The 21,950-nt window shown below is 71.0% G+C and carries 18 protein-coding genes and 1 pseudogene; 5 read left to right on the plus strand and 14 right to left on the minus strand.

Annotated elements, in window-relative coordinates:
* Positions 1-23: 23 nt before the first annotated feature.
* The 3 genes from HUV60_RS31920 to HUV60_RS31930 form a co-directional block, all read right to left on the minus strand.
* Positions 24-374, minus strand: a complete 351-nt coding sequence (locus HUV60_RS31920) for a DUF488 domain-containing protein (RefSeq protein ID WP_257853525.1) — start codon at positions 372-374, stop codon at positions 24-26.
* An 88-nt stretch (positions 375-462) separates the two neighbouring features.
* Complete coding sequence (locus tag HUV60_RS31925) at positions 463-708, minus strand: WhiB family transcriptional regulator (RefSeq protein ID WP_257853526.1); 246 nt, start codon at positions 706-708, stop codon at positions 463-465.
* Between the two features lie 147 nt (positions 709-855).
* Positions 856-1,752, minus strand: a complete 897-nt coding sequence (locus HUV60_RS31930) for a LysR family transcriptional regulator ArgP (protein ID WP_257853771.1) — start codon at positions 1,750-1,752, stop codon at positions 856-858.
* A gap of 70 nt (positions 1,753-1,822) precedes the next feature.
* On the opposite strand from HUV60_RS31930, the gene HUV60_RS31935 reads away from it, so the two are divergent.
* Positions 1,823-2,440, plus strand: a complete 618-nt coding sequence (locus HUV60_RS31935; protein WP_257853527.1) for a LysE/ArgO family amino acid transporter — start codon at positions 1,823-1,825, stop codon at positions 2,438-2,440.
* A gap of 13 nt (positions 2,441-2,453) precedes the next feature.
* Here HUV60_RS31935 and HUV60_RS31940 read toward each other — a convergent pair whose 3' ends face one another.
* Entirely contained in the window at positions 2,454-2,909 is a 456-nt protein-coding gene (locus HUV60_RS31940) for a cyclic nucleotide-binding domain-containing protein (RefSeq protein WP_257853528.1), read from the minus strand.
* 355 nt (positions 2,910-3,264) lie between these two features.
* On the opposite strand from HUV60_RS31940, the gene HUV60_RS31945 reads away from it, so the two are divergent.
* The 3 genes from HUV60_RS31945 (at position 3,265) to HUV60_RS31955 (ending at position 5,298) form a co-directional block, all read left to right on the plus strand.
* Positions 3,265-3,747, plus strand: a complete 483-nt coding sequence (locus HUV60_RS31945) for an ATP-binding protein (RefSeq protein WP_443047470.1) — start codon at positions 3,265-3,267, stop codon at positions 3,745-3,747.
* A 202-nt stretch (positions 3,748-3,949) separates the two neighbouring features.
* A complete protein-coding gene (locus HUV60_RS31950; RefSeq protein ID WP_257853530.1) occupies positions 3,950-4,870 on the plus strand; it encodes a SigB/SigF/SigG family RNA polymerase sigma factor in 921 nt (306 codons plus the stop codon).
* The gene (locus tag HUV60_RS31955; protein WP_257853531.1) at positions 4,867-5,298 is read left to right on the plus strand and encodes a hypothetical protein; all 432 of its coding nucleotides are present in this window, start codon (positions 4,867-4,869) and stop codon (positions 5,296-5,298) included. The genes HUV60_RS31950 and HUV60_RS31955 overlap by 4 nt, the downstream gene beginning before the upstream one ends.
* Before the next feature lie 93 nt (positions 5,299-5,391).
* Here HUV60_RS31955 and HUV60_RS31960 read toward each other — a convergent pair whose 3' ends face one another.
* From HUV60_RS31960 to HUV60_RS31975, 3 genes are all read right to left on the minus strand, one after another.
* Positions 5,392-7,575 carry an FUSC family protein gene (locus HUV60_RS31960; protein WP_257853772.1) on the minus strand — a complete coding sequence of 728 codons (2,184 nt, stop codon included), beginning with the start codon at positions 7,573-7,575 and terminating at the stop codon, positions 5,392-5,394.
* A gap of 211 nt (positions 7,576-7,786) precedes the next feature.
* The gene (locus tag HUV60_RS31965; protein ID WP_257853532.1) at positions 7,787-9,163 is read right to left on the minus strand and encodes an NAD(P)/FAD-dependent oxidoreductase; all 1,377 of its coding nucleotides are present in this window, start codon (positions 9,161-9,163) and stop codon (positions 7,787-7,789) included.
* 819 nt (positions 9,164-9,982) lie between these two features.
* A complete protein-coding gene (locus HUV60_RS31975) occupies positions 9,983-10,357 on the minus strand; it encodes an STAS domain-containing protein (RefSeq protein WP_257853533.1) in 375 nt (124 codons plus the stop codon).
* A 264-nt stretch (positions 10,358-10,621) separates the two neighbouring features.
* On the opposite strand from HUV60_RS31975, the gene HUV60_RS31980 reads away from it, so the two are divergent.
* A complete protein-coding gene (locus tag HUV60_RS31980; protein ID WP_257853534.1) occupies positions 10,622-11,026 on the plus strand; it encodes a PRC-barrel domain-containing protein in 405 nt (134 codons plus the stop codon).
* Between the two features lie 91 nt (positions 11,027-11,117).
* Here HUV60_RS31980 and HUV60_RS31985 read toward each other — a convergent pair whose 3' ends face one another.
* From HUV60_RS31985 to HUV60_RS32015, 7 genes and pseudogenes are all read right to left on the minus strand, one after another.
* Entirely contained in the window at positions 11,118-11,552 is a 435-nt protein-coding gene (locus HUV60_RS31985) for an ATP-binding protein (protein WP_257853535.1), read from the minus strand.
* Between the two features lie 149 nt (positions 11,553-11,701).
* The gene (locus HUV60_RS31990) at positions 11,702-13,594 is read right to left on the minus strand and encodes an AMP-dependent synthetase/ligase (RefSeq protein ID WP_257853536.1); all 1,893 of its coding nucleotides are present in this window, start codon (positions 13,592-13,594) and stop codon (positions 11,702-11,704) included.
* A gap of 277 nt (positions 13,595-13,871) precedes the next feature.
* Positions 13,872-16,097 (minus strand): 1,4-alpha-glucan branching enzyme, encoded by a 2,226-nt coding sequence (gene glgB, locus HUV60_RS31995; protein WP_257853538.1) that lies wholly within the window; start codon positions 16,095-16,097, stop codon positions 13,872-13,874.
* A 4-nt stretch (positions 16,098-16,101) separates the two neighbouring features.
* The gene (locus tag HUV60_RS32000; protein WP_257853540.1) at positions 16,102-17,463 is read right to left on the minus strand and encodes a maltokinase N-terminal cap-like domain-containing protein; all 1,362 of its coding nucleotides are present in this window, start codon (positions 17,461-17,463) and stop codon (positions 16,102-16,104) included.
* A gap of 28 nt (positions 17,464-17,491) precedes the next feature.
* On the minus strand, positions 17,492-19,210 hold the full coding sequence (gene treS / locus HUV60_RS32005) for a maltose alpha-D-glucosyltransferase (protein ID WP_257853541.1): 1,719 nt from the start codon (positions 19,208-19,210) through the stop codon (positions 17,492-17,494).
* A pseudogene (locus HUV60_RS32010) lies at positions 19,207-21,203 on the minus strand (alpha-1,4-glucan--maltose-1-phosphate maltosyltransferase). The gene treS and the pseudogene HUV60_RS32010 overlap by 4 nt, the downstream one beginning before the upstream one ends.
* A gap of 73 nt (positions 21,204-21,276) precedes the next feature.
* Positions 21,277-21,600: a DUF5133 domain-containing protein gene (locus HUV60_RS32015; protein ID WP_257853543.1), complete on the minus strand. Its 324-nt coding sequence runs from the start codon at positions 21,598-21,600 to the stop codon at positions 21,277-21,279.
* Positions 21,601-21,950: the final 350 nt, after the last annotated feature.

Raw genomic sequence — 21,950 nt, forward strand, 5'->3', positions numbered from 1 at the left:
GGGTGCCGGAGGCGTCTGCCGTGTCAGCCGTCGAGGAGGCGGGCCAGCACCTCGGCGTGGCTGGTCTCCGGCTCCCTGGCCGCGGTCAGCAACGTCACCCTGCCCTGCGTGGCCAGCTCCCGTACGCGGTCGAGGAGTTCGGCCGCCTCGGGAGTGGTGAGCTCCTTCTCGTAGCGCCCGCGGAACTCCTCGTACGGCCGCTCGCCCGTGTGGTACCAGCGGCGCAGATCCGTGGAGGGGGTCAGCTCCTTGGGCCACTCGTCCACGCGGGCCAGGTCCTTCGCCAGGCCACGCGGCCACAGCCGGTCGACCAGGACACGGGTTCCGTCGTCCGGCTCGGGCTGTTCGTAGACACGGCGCACACGCACGCTCATGGTCGGCCCCTTCCACGCTCTCTCACGAGCCCCACACCGCGCACCGGGCCGGGCACGGCGGTGACGCAGGGCACGACGCGGGCCTGCCTCAGGCGCGTCGCGCCTTCAGACGGCGCTTCAGCGCGCGCCGCTCCGTCTCGCTCGTACCGCCCCACACCCCGAGGGACTGCCCCGACTCCATCGCCCAGTCGAGGCACTGCTGCTGGACGGCGCAACGTCGGCACACCGCCTTCGCCTGCTCCGTCTGGAAAAGGGCCGGGCCGGAGGTCCCGATCGGGAAGAAGAGGTCGGGATCCTCGTCCCGGCAGGCCGCGCGGGTCCGCCAGTCGTCCATGGAAAACCACCTGTGATCGAAGTGGAGACGCACCCTTCGGATGCCTGTTCCGTTACGGGTCACCTGTCGGCGCCGGATGAAACAGCGCCGCCGGTGTCGTGTGTCACCGCGGCCACGCCCGGCCGGCGGCGGACGGGCGACGCCTCCTCAGCTCCGCAGTGCCGTGGCCGCAGTTGCCGCCACCGACTCGGCCACCGCCGCCAGGGCGGGGGAGTCCAGCTTCCACTGCTGCCAGTGCAGGGGGGTGTCGGTCGCGCGGTTCGGGGCGAAGACGGTGAGCCGGCCGGTCCGCAGCAGGGGATCGGCCTGCTTCTCGGGGACCATGCCCCAGCCCAGGCCGGCGGTCACCGCTTCGACGAACCCCTCCGAGGTCGGCACGAGGTGCCGGCTCGTGCTCGCCCCGGTGCGGCCACGGGTGAGCCGGCGTACGAAGGCGTCCTGGAAGTCGTCCCGCCGGTCGAAGGTCACCACCGGTGCCCGCGGCAGCGTTTCCTCCAGTGGCCCGGCGAGATACCGCGCGGCGAACTCCGTTTCTGCCACGGGGAGATAACGCATCCGCCCCAGCGGTCGTACGGAGCAGCCCGGCACCGCGTCCGGCGACGAGGTCACCGCGGCCATCACCGCGCCCTCACGGAGCAGCGCGGCGGTGTGGGCCTCGTCCTCGCGGCGCAGCTCGAAGCAGAGACGCAACTCGTCCGGGACGCGGGTGAGGGCTCCGAGGAACCAGGTCGCCAGCGAGTCCGCGTTCACCGCCACCGACACCCGGGTCGGCTCTCCGGCCGGGCTCAGTCCCAGCTCCGCGTACGCGTCCCGCTCCAGCCGGGACACCTGGCGGGCCAGCCGTACCAGCACCTCGCCCGACTTGGTCGGCCGTACCGGCCGGGTACGTAGCAGCAGCACCCGCCCCGTGTGCTGCTCCAGTGCCTTCACCCGCTGGCTGACCGCGGAGGGCGTCACGTGCAGGGCTGCGGCCGCCGCGTCGAAGGTGCCCTCGTCCACCACGGCGAGCAGGGTCCGCACCTGGTCCAGGGGCAAGTCATCCATCACATTGGCTAAGGATACGTAAGAATGATTAGCTGTACTGCACCAGGCCGTGGCCTCTAGCGTCCTCGGCATGACCAGCACCCTGACCACCGCCGCCGCCGGATTCGGCACCGGCCTCTCCCTGATCGTCGCCATCGGTGCCCAGAACGCGTTCGTCCTGCGCCAAGGGGTCCGCCGCGAGACGGTGCTCGCCGTCGTGGGCATCTGCGCGGTCTCGGACGCGCTGCTCATCGCCCTGGGTGTCGGCGGAGTCGGCGCCCTGGTCGTGGCGTGGCCCGGCGTGCTGGCGGCGGTCGGCTGGATCGGCGGCGTGTTCCTGCTCGGCTACGGTGCCCTGGCCGCGCGCCGGGCGGTCCGGCCGGACGGAGCCGGGCTGAAGGCGGAGGGCGAGGCCGTGACCTCACGCCGCCGTGCCGTGCTCACCTGCCTGGCGATGACCTGGCTCAACCCGCACGTCTACCTCGACACCGTGTTTTTGCTGGGCTCCGTCGCCACCGACCACGGGCCGCTGCGCTGGACGTTCGGGCTCGGCGCGGTGCTGGCCAGCCTCTGCTGGTTCGCCGTCCTGGGCTTCGGTGCCCGGCTGCTGAGCCGCTTCTTGGCCCGGCCCACCGCCTGGCGGGTCCTGGACGGCCTGGTCGCGGCCACCATGATCGCCCTCGGCTGCACGCTCATTACCGGAAGCTGAGAAGAGGGCGGCCCTACAGGGCCCGGCGTGTGCGCGTGAACTGATGGCCCATCAGTTGGCCTCGCGTCGCCTCCAGCCGGTGCGCGAGGATCTCGGCGACGCAGCGCACCAGCGTCAGCCCGAGCGCCGGATCTTCCTCGCACAGCTGTAGGACGGCCGCCGCGTCGAACTCGTAGGCGCGGACCCGGCTGAAGGCCTCGGCTCCGAAGTCCCACTCGTGGGGCGGGAAAAGCCATGACCAGCCCAGCAGGTCGCCCGCGCCGAGCGTGGCGACCGTGACCTGCTGGAACTCGTTCACCCGCTGATCCAGCGACACCGCCCCGGAGCGGACGACCCAGAAGCGGTCGGCGGTGGTCCCGGCCTCGAAGATCCGGGTGTCCTCGGGGAAGGACACCTCCCGCGCGAGCGCCATCAGACGCTCCCGCTGCGGCGGGGGCAGGGCGGTCAGGAGTTTGATCGCTTTGGTCATGGGACAGGGCTCCTCGCCGGGCAATCGGTACGGGACCTCCGTCCATTGGAGCCGCTGCCGCTGTCCGGGGCACCTCGACGGTGACGGGGACCGTGTTCCGGGGCATGGGAAAGCCCTGGCTGGACGGGGGGAAGCCAGCCAGGGCGGCAAAGAGGTGGTCGGGAGGATCTTCGTCGACTCCGTCACCACGTATGCATGAACGATAAACCATCGCTCCGAGCCCGCGTCGCAGTAAGCGGGGTACGTGACCCGTTTCACTCCGGCGTGCGTTTCGGAACGGCCTGGAAGGTTTGCCGGTGCCAGGAGGGGTCAGCCGGAGGGGGGTGACCCCTTTCGTCGAACAGGGAGCCGAACAATGTGCGAGCAGCACATCACCCCAGGAGGTACGGAGCGCCCCGATGCGGACCCGCCCCACAGGGAACCGCCTGGCGCTGTGTGCGCCGCACCCCGGCACACCTACCGGCCGGCGCAGGTGCGGGAGGCCGTGCAGCGGGTGGTGGGCGAACGCTGTCGCTCCACGCGTACTCCGTGCGGCGCCGCAGCCCTGGCGGACGCCCTGCTCGTCGCCTCCGAACTCACCACGAACGCGATCCTGCACGGCGGCGGCGTCACCGACGTCCGGGTCGACGTTGTCGACGGCGCCGGACCCGGCGTAGAGGTGTCGGTGAGCGACCGCAGTACGGAACTGCCCGTCGCCCGGGCGACGGCCGACCCGCGGGGGCGCCTCACGCCCGGAGGGCGCGGCTGGCTCATCGTCTGCCTGCTGTCCCGCGACATCCGCGTGCGGGACCTGCCTGCGGGCGGTAAGTGCATCACCGCCCTGGTCCCCCTGATCTGAGCCGTGATCCAACCTTTTGCACCGATTTGAAAAGTTAAGCGGAGTTTGCGCCACCGGTCACCGGGCAGACGGAGGGTCGTGCTTCGGACCGGAGGCGCGCCAGCGGGAGAGACGACTGCTGCGACACCCGCACCGGACGTCCCCACAGCCGCCGTCCCGCGGTAGACCGCCCATGACACCAACTGTTCGGGAGCGAAACCGCATGCTCATCGACTCGTCCACCGACCGCCCCGACACCCTCGTCCCCACGACCGCCCCTTCCCCCGGTGGGGAAGAGATCGCCACGACGTCCACGACCGTCACCCCCGAAGCGGCCACCACCCCGGCCGCGGACGGTCGCAGGCGGCACGACGACTCCCCCGACACCACCGCCCTGTTCCGTCGGCTGGCCTCACTGGACGACGGCCCCGAACGGGACGCCGTCCGTGAGGAACTCGTCACCGCGTGGCTGCCCATGGCCCACCGCATCGCCGGCCGCTTCCGCGACCGCGGCGAGTCCGTCGAGGATCTGCGCCAGGTGGCGGCTCTGGGCCTGGTAAAGGCGGTGGACCGCTTCGACCCGGACCGCGGAGCCTTCGAGAGCTACGCCGTCCCGACCATCACCGGCGAGGTCAAACGGCACTTCCGGGACCGGATGTGGGCCCTGCGGGTGCCCCGCCGGGTACAGGAACTGCGGAACAAGGTACGGATCGCCCGGCGGGACCTCACCCAGACGCCCGGCAGCCCCGAACCCACTCCCGCTGACCTCGCCCGGCACACGGGACTGACCGAGGAGGAGGTCGCGGCCGGGCTGGAGGCGCTGGAGAGCTTCAGCACCCTGTCGCTGGACGCGGAGATGTCGCCCGACGACGACGGTTACAGCCTGGTCGACACCCTGGGCGCCTCGGACTCTTCCTACGACGTCGTGGTCGACCGGGAGTCCGCCAAGGAGGGCCTGCGCCGCCTGCCGGAACGCGAGCGCACCATCCTGTACATGCGCTTCTTCGAGGACATGACACAGAGTCGCATCGCCGACCAGCTGGGGATCTCCCAGATGCACGTCTCCCGGCTGATCAGCCGGAGCTGCGCCCGGGTACGAGCCGACGCCATGGGCGGCCGCATGAGGGGAGCACGGAGCCGATGAGTGAATCCGAGATTCCGCCGGACGACGGCCGGCCCGTGGACGTCTACCTCGACCTTCTGAGCATCCGGATGGACACCGAGGACTACCGCCTGCTGCTCCGCGTGGTGGAGCCGGTGCTCCGGGCGATCGAGGAACACCGGCTGTCCGGTCTCGACCTCGCCCTGGACGGCGGTGACGAGGAACTCCCCCAGGAGGTCCGCGACGAGGCAGCCCTCGTCATCGCCACGGCCGTCACCGGCCGCATGGACAACGAGGTGGTCGAGCTGGAGGTCGACGAGAGCGGACCGGTCAGGGTGGTCACCGACGCGACGACCGCTGCCGACCCGTCGCGCCTCGACGAGATCGCCGGCTACATCAGGCAACGCCACCGGCAGAACGACGAACTGCGCGGCATCGCCGAGGCCAGCGGCCTCCCCACCGATTTCTGAAACCCGGTGCCCACCGGCTTTCGGACCCGCGCGCCCGTGCCCCGCTGACCACGGCGTCCGGGCATACCCTCTCCGTCGTCCGAGCCACCGGCTTCACCGCGGGCCGTCGCCCGCCAGCGGGACGTCCAGCGGGCGGGCGAGACCCACCACCGCCTCGTCCAGCCGCTCCAGATGCCGCAGGACGCGGCCGGTGATCCGTCCGTAGCGCGACGCCCCGTCGTCGTCGGAACCGCCCAGCAGCGAGGCGAAGCTCGGCCCCGTCTCGATCCCCGACTTCGTGTCCTCGCCCGCGACCCGGGCCGCGATCGTCGAGATGTTGCGCACGGTACGCGCCGTCGCCCCACGCAGCCGGGGGTCCGCCGCGATCGAGGGATGTGTCGGCAGCAGCTCGGCCGTCGCCGCCAGCGAGCGCGCATGATACGCGCAGGTCTCCAGGAGCGCTACGACGTACCGTGCGGTGTCGCGCCGGCCCCGCAGCGGAGTGACCGGATGGGTGAGCGGCTTGGTCGCGGCGCGCAGCTCGCCCAGCGCCTTGTCCAGCTCCCGCGCCCGGTCCAGCAGATCGGCGGCCGGCCCGCCGCTGAGCTGGTCGACGGCGGCCTCGGTGACCTCGGTGAGCCGTTCCAGCACGGTGCCCAGCAGCTCGTTCGTCCTCCGGTCCGTACGCACCGGCAACACCAGGAACGCGGCGAACACCCCGCAGGCTGCGCCCAGTGCGGTCTCGGCCACGCGCAGGACCAGTACCTCCCAGCTGTAGGTGTGCAGCAGTGTGTACAGCAGCCCCACCATCGCGGTCACGAAGAACGACATCAGCGTGTACGAGAGCGGTGCCGTGTACGCCATCGCGAAGACCAGCACCAGCATCAGGGCGAACGCCGTCCAGGTGTGCCCGCCCACCAGCCCCGCAAGCGCGATGCCGGCGACGACGCCGAGTACCGTCCCCAGCAGCCGCCGGTAGCCCTTGACCAGGATCTCGCCCGTCGACTCGGTGTTGATGAAGACGAGCCAGCAGGTCAGGACCGCCCAGTGCCAGCCCTGGGAGGACAGCAGCGCACCCCCGGCGATGGCCAGCGACGAGCCCACGGCGACCTGGACGGCGGCCCGGGTGGTGGGCCGTCGCAGCCCCTTGTCCCCCTCGGCCGGCTCGTCCTCCTCACCGGCGTCGATCGCGGCGTCCTCGGCCTCCAGCTCCTCCCGGGAGCGGGCCGCCGCGGGAGTGTCGTCCGACTCGTCCTGCGGGCCGTCCAGAGCGATCCGCAGGCCCATCACCGCGCGGGACGCCTCGCCGATGGCCCGGAACACGTCCTGGAGAGCCGGGGAGCAGGCCGGGAGGTTCTCCTCGTCCCGGTAGGCGAGCAGCCGGTTGCGTACGTGGGCGATCGACGTCCCCTCCACCCCGGGCCCGGCGTGCAGGACCTGGATGCGCAGAGAGAGCAGATCACGGTGCAACGCCGCGGTGACCTCCTCCGGCGCGTCCGTCCAGCCGGCCTCCGGGGCGGGCGCACCCGGCAGATGCAGGGTCAGCGTATCCGCGCGTTCCTCGCTGCGGGCGCTCAGCAGCAGCAGGCCGAGCCGCTCCGCGGCGATCTCGGCGTCCGCGATCCGACGCTGCACCAGCCGTGCCGACGACGCGTCGGGGGTGCCCCGCTCCAGCCGTGTCTGGATCATCAAGGCCGTCTCGTGTAGCCGGGCGGTGCCCGCGCGGACGTCCGCCAGGGCCTTGTCGACCTGGTCCCCCTCGGCGTCGAGCAGCGCCAGCTGCGCCGTCACGAGCTGCGCCAGCCGGGCGCGGAAGGCCTCACGCAGACGTGCGAGAAGTCCGGCCGGGACCACGGGAACGACGGCGAACCGCATGACGGCACTGCACCCGAACGCGACGGCCAGCGCCGCCCAGATCCCCGGCAGACCGCCGGGGGACGCGCCGATGAACAGGGAGGCGAAGTAGACCTGGAAGCCGATCAGCCCGAGCGCGGTTCCGCGGTCGCCGAATCTGCGGGCGTACACCGCGCAGTAGATGAGGACGACGAAGAAGACGTCCCCGGCGGCCCGCTCGCTCAGCACCGTGGCCAGCGACATGGACACGAGCGCCACGGGCAGCCCGAGGGCGAGCGTGACGGCCTGCGCTCCGCGTTGCTTCTCCCGGATGGCGAAGGTGGCGACCATCGCAGTCATCGCCCCCGCCACGAGCTGGGTGACACCTGCCCCCGTCAGGGTGAGGACGGCCAGCGTCAGCGCGAGGGAACCCACCGTCCGCAGCCCGGCCGTCATCCGCAGCATCCCGGGATCGGATGCCACCAGGCGGTCCCGCAGCCGCGTCCGTACCGAGCGCTCCGCCGCCGCCTTCACGCCGCCGCACACTCCCCGTCGCTCGCGTTGATCAGAATGCAAGCATGACACGTGCCATCACGGACCCACCGGGTGGCTCCCGTCGGCCGGAGCACCCGGTCCGGCAGGCCCCGGAAAAGGCGGAGCCGCTGCGGAGGCCGGGTCACCGCACGGGCAGGCCCGCCTCCTCGACGTGCGCCCGCACCTGCTCCGGAGTCAGATAGGCGTTCGTGTACTCGAAGTCCCGCAGCTTGGCGGGCCGGCGGGCCTGGAAGCCGGTCCGCACGAAATCGTCGCCGGCGATCGAGTTCAGCAGCCAGTTGGTCATGACCCTCGTCTTGGCGACATTGGTGCGCAGCGCCGACCAGTGGTATCCGCGGGCCGCCACCTGGGCGGGCAGGCCCCGCAGCTCCACACCGAGCGGCCTGGAGACGGCGTCGGTACCGCCGAGGTCCACGACCAGCCCGAGGTCCTTGTGGTGGTACGGCTGAAGCGGCCGGCCGGTCAGCGTCGCGATGATGTTGTCGGCGACCTGCCTGCCCTGACGCAGGGCGTGCTGCGCGGTCGGCGGGCACACCGCGTCCTCCACACCCTTGGCACGGTCGGGCACCGCCGCGGCGTCACCGAGGGCGAACACCCCGTCCTCGCCCGGCAGGCACATGTCCGCGGTGACCGCGAGCCGCCCGCGGACGGTCTCGGCGCCGAGCGTGGCGATCAGCGGGCTGGCGACCACGCCGGCCGTCCAGATGAGGGTGCGGGTGGGGATCACCCGGCCGTCGGTGAAGGTGACCTCCTCCGGTCCCGCCTTCGCGACGGAGACGCCGAGTGAGATCTCGATGCCGCGCCGGGTGAGGATCTCCTGCGCGCTGCGCCCGAGCTTCTCGCCCAGTTCGGGCATGAGCTTCGGGGCGATGTCGATCAGATGCCACTTGATCAGCCCCGGGTCCAGCCGCGGGTAGCGCTTGACGGCCGCATGGGTCAGGCGCTGCAGGCAGGCGGCGGTCTCGGTGCCCGCGTAGCCCCCGCCGACCACCACGAACTGCAGCCGCGAGGCACGCTCGGCCGGATCGTCGCTCGCGTCGGCGAGGTCGAGCTGGGCGATGACGTGGTCGCGGATGTAGGCGGCCTCGGCCAGTGTCTTCATGCCGAACGCGTGGTCCGTCAGCCCCGGGATGTCGAAGGTACGGGTGACACTGCCGGGGGCCAGCACGATGTAGTCGTACGCCTCGTTGACGATCCGGTCGGTGATGCTGCGAATGACGCAGACCTTGGCCTTCGGATCCACGCCGATGGCCCCGCCGGGGATGATCCGGGTGCGGTACTTGGCGCTGCGGCGCAGCGACACGGCTACCGACTGCGGGGTCAGCACACCGGAGGCGACCTGGGGGAGCAGCGGCAGATAGAGCTGGTAGGAAAGCGGCGTCACCAGAGTGATCTCGGCATCGCCGGGGGCGAGTTTCCGCTCCAGCCGACGGACGCACTCCACTCCGGCGAAGCCTGCGCCCACCACCAGGATCCTGGGTCGTGTCACGGTGTTCATCCCTTTCTGCGGCTCCACACGGTCTGCCCCGAGCCCACGGGTCTGCTCGGACGTCGACACCCCTTCGTCTGCCCGTGGATGGCTGCCTTGCACCTTCTTGATCGCAGAGCGGCGCGGTCGCGGCACATCGCGGTTCACCGGGGCACGCCGTGTCCGGACGTGGAACCGGAACGCGCAGGTGTTCAGCACCACGATGCCCGCACCGGCGCCGGAGCGCACCGGGAGCCCCGTGCCGGCCGGCGGTCGGCTCTCACCGGTCGACGGGCGGTGAGAGGCGGCGCGCGATCAACGGTGCAGGTGACAGAGCAGCAGACGGACGTCGTCGTCGCGCTCGGAGTCGCTGAGAAGAAGGTCCAGGAGGCGGTCCGCCGCACCCTCCAGGCCCGTGCCGGGCTCCGTGGGGCGGTGAATCCGGCGGTGCCCGAGTTCTCGGCGCGCTGCGCGTCGGCGCGACCTGGGCCAGGGCGTCGACAACCGCCCTGCCGGGGTCTAGACCGCCTCATCGCGCGAGGGGTGAAAACCGCACGGAACAAGGGCTCGTCCGCCCATCGCTGGGCGATCTGCTCACGCCTGCGCCGCAGGAAGTCCCTGACCTCGAGCGTCGGCGTTCCCGGCGGCACGCCCGCTTCGCGCTCAGGTACCGATGTCTCCTCGTTGCCGTTGTCCCACCGGGTCCGTGCCGGGCCCCGACACCGTGCCGCGCCCCGGCCGGGCGACTGCTCCAACGACGCTCCGGGCCGGTGCGGCAGCCCTTGCGGGGAGGTCCGGCGTACGCGGACCTCCCCGGGCCGGCTCAGGACTCGGGGCGTCCGGACGGTGTTATGTCCTGTGCGCGCTGTCGACCCGCTCCAGTGCCTCCTCGGCGCTTTGGGACACCGGAACCGTGATGCTCACGCCGGTCAGGTCGAGGACGCGGCGCACCGCGGGCATGGGGGAGATGATGTGCACGCTCCCCGGCAGTTCCCGGGCCTCCTGGTAGACGCGCAGGACGATGTTCATGCCGGACGAGTCCATGAAGGGGACCGCGGACAGGTCCAGCAGGAAGTGCCGGCGTCCGTGATGCAGCTGGTTGGCCAGGTGATGCTGGAACTCGGTCGCGGTGTCGGCGTCCAGATCGCCCTGCACTGTGAACAGGGCGACATCCTCCCGGACCACGGACACCTCCACGGACAACGGGTTCGGGGCCATGGACACACATACCTCCCAATCAAGCCGACGGCCGGGTCCGGCCGCACGCGCAGCCGTCTACCCCGGGATCTCCACTCCATGCCGGGGCCGCCCGCACCGGTCCGGGAGACGTCGCCTTCACATCAGGCCCGGCTCGGTGCGGGTTTTGCGTCTTCGTCGGCCGAATGCGCCCGCTCCAGAAGGGTAGTTGGCTGCTGTGGAGACGGGCGGGGCCAAAGAGCGGGCCCCGCCCGCTTCGGGATCGTCATCACAGTGGAGGCAAGGAGCAGCGTGCCCATGGACAGCATCTGGTCATACGCGCCGGAGCTGGGTCTTGCCCAGGGGCAGGATCCGGACCTCACGGGATACACCGTCGTCGCGAGCGACGGGAGCACCATCGGCCATGTGGACCGGCAGGCCGACCACCACGCCATGCGGCACCTGGTCGTCGACACCGGCGTCTGGGTGTTCGGCCGGAGTCTCCTCGTACCGGTCGGCGTCGTCGCCGCCGTCGACTCCGGCGAGCGCAAAGTCACCGTGTCCCGCACCAGACCCGAGGTGAAGGCTGCACCCCGGTTCAGGACCGACAGCGAGACCATGGACCCGGGCTATCTCACGGCGGTCGGCGACTATTACTGGGCGCTGACCCGGCCCGAGCCCCCGCCCGAGCGTGCTCCCGGCACCCCGGCCGGCTGACCGTCGCCCGGTGATTTCCGCACCGGTCGCCGGCCGGCTCACCCCACGGAGCCAGGCCGGCCCGGCGCAGAAGTCACCGGGCACGTGGCCGTCACCAGGGCAGGAACACATGGATGTCCTTGCCGCCCGCGGTGCCGACCACGCTGACCTGATCGCACAGCGTGTGGATCAGGTGCCAGCCGATCCCGCCCCCGCCGTGACTCGGCCTGAAGGGCCGGGGCGTGGGCTCGGTCGTGCTCGTGTCGTGCATCACCACATGCACCCCGTCGAATGTCCTGCGCAGCCGCATCCCGAACGGTCCCGGCGCGTACTGGACCGCGTTGGCTGCGAGTTCCGTGACCACCAGAAGTATGTCGTCCCAGTGCTCCGGGGCCGTCGGCGGGGAGACGCGGGCCAGTTCGAGGAGGAACTCCTCCGCCACCAGGCGTGCGTCGGTGACGTCGTGCAGCTCCCCGGGGAAGCCGGCGACGCGTTCCGTGATCTCCTCTGCGGCCAGTGGCCTGTCCCTGTGCGGATCGGATGCCATGTTGCCTTCCCTGCCCCGGCTTCCACGGGCCAGTCGTTCATGCGCGGTCCGTTCTTTCTTCCTCCTGTCTGTGGGTTCCCGGGCCGCGGGACCCTACGCGCCCGTATCCGCGGGTGAGCGAGGGGTGACGGGCAGGTCACCCCGGGCGGTCAGCGGAAGACGTTGTCCGAGTCGTCCCAGACCGACGGCTCCTCCGGCTCCGGACGCGAACGGGAGTGGTACATCGCGTCGATCTCCAGCGCGTACCGCTGCACGATCTCGTCCCGGCGCAGCTTCATCGACGGCGTCAGCAGACCGTTGGTCACGTCGAACGGCTCCGGCAGCACCCGGAACACCCGGATCGACTCCGGACGCGACACACTGCTGTTCGCCGCGGCGACCGCCCGCGCGACCTCCTCGCGCAACGCGTTCTCCTCCCGGGCCTCCCGTGTCGCGGCGTCGCCCGGCAGGGCCAGCGCCGCCCGCCAGTGCGCCAGGAAGTCCGGGTCCAGCGTGATCAGCGCCCCCACACAGGGCCGGTCGTCCCCCACCACGACCGCCTGGTGGACGAGCGGGTGCATCCGCAGCCGCTGCTCCAGGGCCGACGGTGCGACACTCTTGCCGCTGCTGGTGATGATGATGTCCTTCTTGCGGCCGGTGATCGTCAGATAGCCCTCCGAGTCCACCCGGCCGATGTCCCCCGTGGCCAGCCAGCCGCCGGCCAGCGCGGTCAGGGTGGCGGCCTCGTCACCCACGTACCCCTGGAACACCGACGGCCCACGCACCAGGATCTCCCCGTCGTCGGCGACCCGGATCTCGCTGCCCGGCAGCGCCAGCCCGACGGTGCCGGACTTCTCCCGGCCAAGTGGCTGCATCGTCACACCGCCGCCGGTCTCGGTGAGCCCGTAGCCGTCGTGGACGTAGATGCCGATGCCCTCGTAGAAGAGGGACAGGTCGCGGCTGAGCGTCGAGCCGCCCGAGGTGGCCCTGCGTACCCGGCCGCCCAGCGCGGCCCGCAGCCTGCGGTACACCGTCCGCTCGTACAGGGCGTGCTGGAGCCGCAGGTCGAAGCCGGGCCCCGAGCCCCGGCCCAGCCGCTGCCGCTCCACGGCGGCGGCGAAGTCGCGCGCCGTGTCGGCGGCCCGTTCGAACAGGGCACCGCGGCCCGCCTGTTGGGAGGCGCGCAGGAAGTTCTTGTAGATCTTCTCAAGCAGGGAGGGGACCGCGTACAGATAGGTGGGCCGCAGGGTGCGCAGCGCCGAGGACAGGGCCTCCGAGCCGAGATCGGGCTCGTGCCCCATCAGCAGGCCGCCGCGTACGCACAGGCCCTGGATCATCAGTCCGTACACGTGGGAGAACGGCAGGAAGGCGAGGACCACGGCCTGCTCACCCGGCTCCGCCGCCGTATGGGCCCAGCCCTCCAGCAGGACGTCGCACGGGGCGGCCAGACTGCGGTGGCTCAGCGCGCATCCCCTCGCCTGTCCCGAGGTACCGGACGTGTAGGCGACCACGGCCGTGGAGTCCGGCAGCACGATCCGGCGCAGCGAGTCCACCGTGGCCGGCGGTATGTACTCGCCGCGCGTCACCAACTGTTCCAGCGCACCCGAGTCCAGTTGCCAGACGTGCCGCAGCCGTGGCAGCGCGGCGCACACGGAACCGACGGTCATCACGCCCTGCTCGTCCTCGACCACCACCGCCACGCAGCCGGAGTCCCTGAGGATCCACTCCACCTGCTCCCGCGACGAGGTCGGATAGATGGGGACGACCTCCGCGCCCACGGTCCACAGCGCGTAGCACAGGACCGTCCACTCATAACGGGTCCGCGCCATGATCGCCACCCGGTGGCCCGGGGACAGCCCGGAGGCGACCAGTCCTTTGGCCAGGTCGACGACCTGGTCGCGGAACTCCAGCGCGGTGACCTCCTTCCAGGACGCGGAGGCCGGATCGGCGCGGCGGGCGAGCATCGGCAGATTCGGGCTCTCGGCCGCCGTCTCGAAGAGACTGTCCGCGAGGCCGCCCGTCAGGGGTGAGGCGGCCTGCGGAGCGAGAGCGAGGTCGCGCATGTACTGCTCCTGACATGTACGGGCTGTGACTCGGCCGACGAGCAGAGTCATCGGCGGTGCTTGAATCTAGCCGAGCCCGGGCCTTCCGGGGCCGGATCGCCGGAACTGTGGCCGTACTGATGATCACATTGCTCTGGCGGCCCGCCCCTGCCCGTACATTCCGCCCGTATCTCCCGCCCGCGGCTTTCCTTCCAGCGTTCCGCCCGTGCGCGCCGTACCCGCGTCGGCTGCCGTCCGGGCGCGGGTACGGGGCGGAGGGAGCGAGGGCTGCCGGGCCTCACCGGCCGTGCGGCACCAGCCACACCGTCGCGAGAGGCGGAAGGGTGATGCCGACGCTGCTGTCCTCGGGTTTGACCGGGTCCGGGTTGGTGACGTCACCGCCGCCGTACCGGGCCGCATCCGTGTTGAGGACCTCCCGCCAGGCGATCACGTCGTCTGAGACCCCGAGCCGGTAGTCGTGCCGGACGACGGGGGAGAAGTTCGACACCGAGAGCAGCGGACGGCCTCCGGTGTCGTACCGCAGGAACGCGAACACGTTGTCCTCGGCCGCGTCCACCGCCACCCAGCGGAACCCGCCCGGATCGGTGTCCCGCTGCCACAGCGCTTCCGTCTCCCGGTAGCGGGCGTTGAGATCGCGCACCAGGTCCTGCACGCCGCGGTGGTCGCCCGCGGCGTGGTACGCGTCGTCCAGCAGCCACCACTCCGGGCCCCGCTCCTGCGACCACTCCGCTCCCTGTGCGAACTCCTGTCCCATGAAAAGCAGCTGCTTGCCGGGGTGGGCCCACATGAAGCCGAGATAGGCCCGGGTGTTCGCACGCCGCTGCCACCAGTCGCCGGGCATCTTCGAGACCAGTGACCGCTTGCCGTGCACGACCTCGTCGTGCGAGATCGGCAGCACGTAGTTCTCGCTGTAGGCGTACACCATCGAGAACGTCATCCCGTGGTGGTGGTACCTGCGGTGCACCGGCTCGTGGCTCATGTACTCCAGCGAGTCGTGCATCCAGCCCATGTTCCACTTCAGCCCGAACCCCAGGCCGCCGGTGTCGGTGGGCCGGGTCACCCCGCCCCACGCGGTCGACTCCTCCGCGATCGTCACCACACCCGGGCACCGCCGGTACAGGGTCGCGTTCATTTCCTGGAGGAACTCCATGGCCGCCAGGTCCTCCCGGCCACCGTGCGCGTTGGGCTCCCACTGGCCGGAGTCCCGCGAGTAGTCGAGGTACAGCATCGAGGCGACGGCGTCCACGCGCAGCCCGTCGATGTGGAACTCCTCGCACCAGTACACGGCGTTGGCGACCAGGAAGTTGCGCACCTCGGTCCGGGCGAAGTCGAACGTGTACGTCCCCCAGTCCGGGTGCTCCGCCCGCCGGGAGTCCCCCGGCTCGTACAGCGGGTCCCCGTCGAACCGGGCCAGCGCCCAGTCGTCCTTCGGGAAATGCGCCGGCACCCAGTCCATGATCACGCCGATGCCGGCCCGGTGCAGGGCGTCGACCAGGTACCTGAAGTCGTCCGGGGTGCCGAGGCGGGCCGTGGGCGCGTAGAAACCGGTGACCTGATAGCCCCAGGACGGGCCGTAAGGATGCTCGGCGACCGGCATCAGCTCGACATGGGTGAAGCCGAGGTCCTGGACATAGGCCGGCAGCGCCTCGGCGAGCTCGCGATACGTCAGCCCCGGCCGCCAGGACGGAAGATGGACCTCGTACACCGAGAACGGTGCCCTGTGCGGGGGCACTTGAATGCGGCGCTTCATCCACGCGGCGTCCTCCCACGTGTAGTGCGAGACCGTCACGACCGACGCGGTGTTCGGCGGTTCCTCCGCGAGGCGCGCCATCGGGTCGGCCTTGAGCATCCGATGGCCGTACCGGGAATGCACCTCGAACTTGTAGCGGGCGCCCTCTTCGATCCCCGGCAGGAACAGTTCCCACACGCCGGACGAGCCGAGCGAGCGCATCGGGAACGCCGTGCCGTCCCAACAGGTGAAGTCGCCGGCGACCCGGACGCCCTGCGCGTTCGGCGCCCATACGGTGAAGCGGGTGCCCCGCACGCCCTGGTGGGTCATGGGGTGCGCGCCGAGCGCCGTCCACAGCTCCTCGTGGCGTCCCTCGCCGATCAGGTGCAGATCGAGTTCGCCGAGCGAGGGCAGCATCCGGTACGGATCGTGCACCTCGACGGCGTCCTCGTCGCCGTACGCCACCGCCAGCGTGTACGCGGGGACCGCGTCCAGCGGCAGCACCCCGGAGAAGAGACCGTCTCCCTCCGAGGCGAGCGGGGTGTGCCGGCCGCCGGTGACCACACTCACCGTGCGCGCGAACGGCCGCAGTGCCCGGAAGGCGATGCCGCCCGGCACCGGGTGGGCACCGAGCAGCACGTGCGGATCGTGGTGGGCGCCCGCCAGCAGGCGCCCCCGGTCGTCGGGATCGAGGGCAGGGGCGGTTCCGAGTGTCCTCGGGGCGGACGGGACGGACCCGGCCGACTCGGGCAGCGGGGTGTCATGCAGGGCCACGGCTTCAGTCTCCTCTCACGGCGAGGCGCTCGATCGCCGCCATGGGTACGGGCAGCCAGTCGGGTCGGTGCCGGGCCTCGTACAGCACCTCGTACACGGCCCGGTCCGTCTCATAGGCGCGGAGCAGACCGTGCTTCTTGCGCGGGTCCCAGCCGGCGCGGGCCGCGTAGCCCGCGCAGTAGGCCTCGCGACAGCGGCGCGCCCACTCCGGGCGCCAGGGACGGCGCTGGCGGGCGGCGTAGTCGAACGAGCGCAGCATCCCGGCGATGTCCCGCAGGGGGGAGTGGGTGCTGCGCCGTTCGGAGAGCGGCCGGGACGGTTCGCCCTCGAAGTCGATGACGAACCAGTCGCGTCCGGCCCGCAGCACCTGCCCGAGGTGCAGGTCGCCGTGGATGCGCTGGGCGGGGGGCCCGGGATCACAGGTCGCGAACGCGGCGAACGCCGCCTTCAGACCGGGCACGTACGGCTGGAGCACGGGTACGGAGTGCACGGCGGCCGTCAGACGCTCGGTCATCCCCTCCGACGTCAGCCCGCTCTCCCCGGGTCTGCCGACGAGAAAAGCCGAGGCGAGCGCCAGGTGCACATCCGCCGTGGCCCGGCCGAGGGCGTGCGACTGCGCGGTGAAGTCGTCACCGGCGGCCAGCGCCTCCAGGGCCAGCGTCCAGCCGTCGGAGGCGTCGCGCAGGAACGGCTGGAGTACACCGAGCGTCGCCTTGAACGGATGCGTGGTGCGCAGCCAGGCCACCGGAGCGGGCACCCGGTGGCAGCCCTGCCGGGCCAGCGCGCCCGGCACCTCCAGATCCGGGTTGACCCCGGGCTGGATCCGCCGGAAGAGCTTCAGGATGAACTCGTCGCCGTACACCAGAGAGGAGTTGGACTGCTCGGCATCCAGCAGCCGCGGCACCAGCCCGGCCGGCACCCGCTGGGCCGCGTCGCCCTCGAACCGCAGCGGGCCCACCACTTGGGGGTGCCGCAGCCGTTCCAGCAGCAGCTGCGCCGACCGCGGGTCGTGGAGCGCGTCGTGGACCGTGCGCCCGGCCAGCGGTCCGCCCTCCCGCACCCTGCCGATGACCGCCCGGCCCAGGTGCGGCGACGGGTGCTCCCGTACGCCGAGGAGGAGCTGATAGCAGTCACCGGCCCAGGGCGTGTTCCCGGGGGAGGGCACGCCGCCGTGGCCGGCGTGGACCAGCAGATGGAGACAACCCGGGAACAGCTCCGTCATCGACAGCACATGGAGGTCGGTGACAGGTCGGTCCTTGCCGGCGAACCAGCGCTGCTCCGGCAGCCACTCGCGCAGCAGTCCGGCGAACGACTCCGTGGGTTTGACGGTCGCGCTTCGCGGGCGCAGGAATGCGGTCTTCGTCATGTGGACGCCTCCTCTCGTCGGCGCACGGTCACAGTCGGCGGCCGGTGCGGGATGCGGCTCGGATGAGCCGGAACCAGTAGAAGCCGTGCCCTCCGAGGGTGAGCAGATACGGCAGTGCTCCCACGGCCGGGAAGCGCACCCCGCCGGACAGTTCGACCGGATGGCGGCCCTCGAAGGCGCTCAGGTCGAGTTCGGTGGGCTGTGCGAAGCGGGAGAAGTTGTTGACGCAGAGGACCAGGTCGTCCTCGTACTCCCGGAGGAAGGCGAGGACGGCGGGGTTGGAGGAGGGGAGTTCGGTGTAGGTGCCGAGGCCGAAGGCGGGGTTCTGCTTGCGGATCTCGATCATCCGGCGGGTCCAGTGCAGCAGTGAGGACGGCGACGCCATGGATGCCTCGACGTTGGTGACCTGGTAGCCGTAGACCGGGTCCATGATGGTGGGCAGGAACAGGCGGCCGGGGTCGCAGGAGGAGAAGCCGGCGTTGCGGTCGGGGGTCCACTGCATGGGGGTGCGGACGGCGTCGCGGTCGCCGAGCCAGATGTTGTCGCCCATGCCGATCTCGTCGCCGTAGTAGAGGATCGGCGAGCCGGGCAGGGACAGCAGCAGGGCGTTGAAGAGTTCGATCTGGTTGCGGTCGTTGTCCAGGAGCGGGGCGAGGCGGCGGCGGATGCCGATGTTGGCGCGCATGCGGGGGTCCTTGGCGTACTCGGCCCACATGTAGTCGCGTTCCTCGTCGGTGACCATTTCCAGGGTCAGCTCGTCGTGGTTGCGCAGGAAGATGCCCCACTGGCAGCCGGAGGGGATGGCGGGGGTCTTGGCGAGGATCTCGGAGACGGGGTGGCGGGACTCGCGGCGTACGGCCATGAAGATGCGGGGCATGAGCGGGAAGTGGAAGGCCATGTGGCATTCGTCGCCGCCGACGGCGTAGTCGCCGAAGTAGTCGACCACGTCTTCCGGCCACTGGTTCGCCTCGGCGAGGACCACGGTGTCCGGATAGTGGGCGTCGATCTCCTTGCGTACCTGCCTGAGGAAGGTGTGTGTGGCCGGCAGGTTCTCGCAGTTGGTGCCTTCCTCCTGGTAGAGGTACGGCACCGCGTCCAGCCGGAAACCGTCGATGCCCAGGTCCAGCCAGAATTTCAGCGCGGAGATCATCTCTTCCTGCACGGCCGGGTTGTCGTAGTTGAGGTCCGGCTGGTGCGAGAAGAAGCGGTGCCAGTAGTACTGTCCGCGGACCTGGTCGTACGTCCAGTTGGAGGCCTCGGTGTCGACGAAGATGATCCGCGCGTCCTGGTACTGTCTGTCGTCTTCCGCCCACACGTAGTAGTCGCCGTAGGGGCCGTCCGGGTTCCGGCGGGACTCCTGGAACCACGGGTGCTGGTCGCTGGTGTGGTTCATGACGAAGTCGATGATCACGCGCATGCCCCGCTGGTGGGCGGCGTCCACGAACTCCACGAAGTCGGCGAGGTCGCCGAAGTCGGGCAGGACGGCGGTGTAGTCGGCGACGTCGTAACCGCCGTCGCGCAGCGGCGACTTGAAGAAGGGAGGCAGCCAGAGGCAGTCGACGCCGAGCCACTGCAGATAGTCGAGCTTGGCGGTCAGCCCCTTCAGGTCGCCGATGCCGTCGCCGTTGCTGTCCTGGAAGGAGCGGACGAGGACCTCGTAGAAGACGGCTCGTTTGAACCAGTCCGGGTCGCGGTCCTGCGCCGGGGTGTCCTCGAAGGTGTCCGGTACGGGTTCGTTGACAGTCATGACGCTCCTGACCCTCCGGTTCGCTGTGCGGCGGGCGGTCGCTGGACGTGCAGGACATGCGCGGGAGCCCGCCCCGGCTCCAGGCGTACGTAGTTGGCCCTGCCCCAGTGATGGGTCTCGCCGGTGAGCTCGTCGCGCACCGGTACCGACTCGTGCCAGTCCAGGCCGAGTTGCGGCATGTCCAACGAGACCGTGGCCTCCTGGGTGTGGTGGGGGTCGAGATTGACGACCACCAGCACGGCATCCGGTCCTCTGCGTTTGCTGTACGCGATGACCGCGTCGTTGTCGGTGTGGTGGAAGCGGAGGTTTCGCAGCGCCCGCAGTGAGGGGTGCTCCCGCCGGATGGTGTTGAGGCGGGTGATGAGGGGGTGATGGTGCGGCCCGTCTGTTCGGCGGTGTCCCAGTCGCGGGGGGTGAGCTGGTACTTCTCGGAGTGGAGGTATTCCTCGCTGCCGTCGTGCAGGGGGGTGTTCTCGCAGAGTTCGTAGCCGCTGTAGATGCCCCAGGCGGGGGAGAGGGTGGCGGCGAGGACGGCGCGGGCCTCGAAGGCGGGCCGGCCGCCGTGCTGGAGGTAGGCGTGCAGGATGTCGGGGGTGTTGGTGAAGAAGTTGGGCCGCATGTAGGAGGCGGCGTCCTGCGAGAGTTCGGTGAGGTAGTCGGTCAGTTCCTGTTTGGTGGTGCGCCAGGTGAAGTAGGTGTAGGACTGCTGGAAGCCGATGGCGGCGAGGGTGTGCATCATCGCGGGGCGGGTGAAGGCCTCGGCCAGGAAGATGACGTCGGGGTCGGTGCGGTTGACGTCGGCGATGACCCGTTCCCAGAACACCACCGGTTTGGTGTGCGGGTTGTCGACGCGGAAGATCCGCACCCCTGCTGCCATCCAGTGCCGCAGCACCCGGCAGGTTTCGGTGATCAGGCCGTCCATGTCCGCGTCGAAGGCGACCGGGTAGATGTCCTGGTACTTCTTCGGCGGGTTCTCCGCGTGGGCGATGGTGCCGTCGGGGCGGTGGTGGAACCACTGGGGGTGTTTGTGGACCCAGGGGTGGTCGGGGGAGCACTGGAGGGCGAAGTCCAGGGCGATCTCGAGTCCGTGGCGGGCCGCCTGTCCGACGAACCAGGTGAAGTCCTCGAGGGTGCCCAGCCGGGGGTGGACGCTGTCGTGGCCGCCCTCGGGGGAGCCGATGGCCCAGGGGACACCGACGTCCCCGGGGCCGGCGTCGAGGGTGTTGTCGGGGCCCTTGCGGAAGGTGGTGCCGATGGGATGGATCGGGGGGAGGTAGACGACGTCGAAGCCCATCGCGGCGATCGCGGGCAGCCGGCGGGCTGCGGTGCGGAAGGTGCCGTGCGGTTCGTCCGCGGTGCCCTCGGAGCGGGGGAAGAACTCGTACCAGGAGCCGAACAGGGCGCGCTCGCGCTCCACCAGCAGCGGCAGTGGCTCACTGCCGGTGACCAGCTCCCGCAGCGGGTGGCGGGCCAGCACCGCGTCCACCTCCGGCGTCAACCCCGCCGCCAGCCGGGACGACGCCGGACGCCGCTCGTCGCGCAGCGCGTCCACGGCGGCGAGGAGCACGGCACGGCGGTCCGGTTCCGGGACCCCGGCCGCCGCCTTCTCGTACAGCCGGGCGCCCTCCTCCAGCACCAGACCGGTGTCCATACCCGCCGGAATCTTGATCCGCGCGTGGTGCCGCCAGGTGGCGACCGGATCGCTCCACGCCTCCACGGTGTACGTCCAGTGCCCCGTCCCCCCTGCGGTGACGGTCGCCCCCCACCGGTCGGTGCCGGGTGCCAGCTCCCGCATCGGCGTGAACGGCCCCCGCCGGCCCCCGGGGTCGGTCAGGACGACACTGGCGGCCACCGCGTCGTGCCCCTCGCGGAACACGGTCGCCGACACCTCGAACGACTCCCCGACGACCGCCTTCGCCGGCCGTCTGCCGCATTCGACGGCCGGCCGGACATCCCGCACGGGGATGCGTCCGGTGGCCCTGGTCGCCTTCATGGGTCTGTACCTCCGCCGTGCTCGACGCCGGGCCGGGCCCGCTCGTGGGACGAAATGGAGGCGGGAAGGTCCTTTACCCTTCCGCCGGGGACCGCCGCTCGACCGTCGGCGGACCACGCCTGACCGCGGTGGCCGGGCGAGGCCGGTCGCCCGTCACCGGACGGGGCCGGTCGTTCCGTTCCTGCAGGTAAGTGGGGAGACCGGTGCGCAGGTACCGTTCGGCAGCGTCGGCCGCCTCCCGTGCGCAGCGCTTGCCCGTCAGCACACAGAGGGTGTAGCCCGAGTCCTCGAACGTCGCCCGTACCGTGCGGTCGGTGGGGGCGGCGAGCATCACGCGTTCCCAGGCCCGGTAGCGACGCAACCGCTGGGCGACTTCGGCTCTGGCGGGTAGCAGCATGACGCCGTTCACCTTTCCGTGGCTCGTTGGGGAGACGTTCCTTCCGGAGGCCGGGCGGCGGCCGTGCGCGCGGAGGGCGCGGTCCCGCGACGGCGGTCGAGGGGTCTTCACACATGGTGCATGATCAGTAACCGTGCGTCCTGTTGGGCCTTGGTCCGGTGGGCCGGGCCGGATGGTGTCCGCGGCCGGTGCGAACTGCGCCCATCCGGTACATCGGTCGCCCCGGTCATGCGCTCGTGTTGCACGGATGGACCAACCCGGTCACGCTGATGGTGACCCAGAAGCGCCAACCGCTCACATTTCGTGTTCGGGGCTCGTCCCGCAAGGGCGAGGGGAAATCGGGAGCTTCG

Origin of the sequence: Streptomyces sp. KMM 9044, assembly GCF_024701375.2 — a bacterium.
Lineage (GTDB): Bacteria > Actinomycetota > Actinomycetes > Streptomycetales > Streptomycetaceae > Streptomyces.

Coding starts and splice junctions, on each gene's coding strand:
- HUV60_RS31920 (WP_257853525.1), bottom strand. CDS start 374: ATGAGCGTGCGTGTGCGCCGTGTCTACGAACAGCCCGAGCCGGACGAC.
- HUV60_RS31925 (WP_257853526.1), bottom strand. CDS start 708: ATGGACGACTGGCGGACCCGCGCGGCCTGCCGGGACGAGGATCCCGAC.
- HUV60_RS31930 (WP_257853771.1), bottom strand. CDS start 1,752: ATGGATGACTTGCCCCTGGACCAGGTGCGGACCCTGCTCGCCGTGGTG.
- HUV60_RS31935 (WP_257853527.1), top strand. CDS start 1,823: ATGACCAGCACCCTGACCACCGCCGCCGCCGGATTCGGCACCGGCCTC.
- HUV60_RS31940 (WP_257853528.1), bottom strand. CDS start 2,909: ATGACCAAAGCGATCAAACTCCTGACCGCCCTGCCCCCGCCGCAGCGG.
- HUV60_RS31945 (WP_443047470.1), top strand. CDS start 3,265: ATGTGCGAGCAGCACATCACCCCAGGAGGTACGGAGCGCCCCGATGCG.
- HUV60_RS31950 (WP_257853530.1), top strand. CDS start 3,950: ATGCTCATCGACTCGTCCACCGACCGCCCCGACACCCTCGTCCCCACG.
- HUV60_RS31955 (WP_257853531.1), top strand. CDS start 4,867: ATGAGTGAATCCGAGATTCCGCCGGACGACGGCCGGCCCGTGGACGTC.
- HUV60_RS31960 (WP_257853772.1), bottom strand. CDS start 7,575: ATGCTGCGGATGACGGCCGGGCTGCGGACGGTGGGTTCCCTCGCGCTG.
- HUV60_RS31965 (WP_257853532.1), bottom strand. CDS start 9,163: ATGAACACCGTGACACGACCCAGGATCCTGGTGGTGGGCGCAGGCTTC.
- HUV60_RS31985 (WP_257853535.1), bottom strand. CDS start 11,552: ATGGCATCCGATCCGCACAGGGACAGGCCACTGGCCGCAGAGGAGATC.
- HUV60_RS31990 (WP_257853536.1), bottom strand. CDS start 13,594: ATGCGCGACCTCGCTCTCGCTCCGCAGGCCGCCTCACCCCTGACGGGC.
- HUV60_RS32000 (WP_257853540.1), bottom strand. CDS start 17,463: ATGACGAAGACCGCATTCCTGCGCCCGCGAAGCGCGACCGTCAAACCC.
- treS (WP_257853541.1), bottom strand. CDS start 19,210: ATGACTGTCAACGAACCCGTACCGGACACCTTCGAGGACACCCCGGCG.
- HUV60_RS32015 (WP_257853543.1), bottom strand. CDS start 21,600: ATGCTGCTACCCGCCAGAGCCGAAGTCGCCCAGCGGTTGCGTCGCTAC.